A 450-nucleotide genomic window follows, 5' to 3' on the forward strand; every position below is an offset into this window, starting at 1 on the left:
TTTCTTGATTGAACAAGTATCAAGAATCACGGATAGCCTCATCATAAATAGCGTTGCCATCTCTAACAATGAAGGGAAAGGATTATTAGTATCTTGTAACGTTCCTGAATTCTTCTCGAATAACAAGCATATTCAATATGCGTGCTACTTATTTAAAGATGGYGTGAAAGAACCTTTAGAGAGAGCTAAATATTCTCGAAACAAAAATTTCAAATTTAATATCACGACTCCCGGAAACTATAATGCTAGGGTGTTTGTCAGAAAAGGTGATATCTTAACGACCAAACGTACCTTAACTCTTAGTCTCTGATAATCAGGCAGGATCCCCTGCCTTTTTTATTTCATAAGATTCTTCGACTTTTATCATCCCAAAGTTGTGTCTTCACGTTTTAAAACAGGCATTTCTAATTGTCGCATGTATCCCTCGAAAAGAATTTGATACCCTATATC

General features: G+C 35.4%; 1 protein-coding gene. It reads left to right on the forward strand.

The features are described 5' to 3' along the window. Positions 1-310: hypothetical protein (locus AC1DWA_RS33400; protein ID WP_477917778.1), on the forward strand; the 310-nt coding region annotated here is incomplete at its 5' end. Positions 311-450 lie beyond the last annotated feature (140 nt).

The organism is Rhodococcus sp. P4_F3_2 (genome assembly GCF_056401335.1).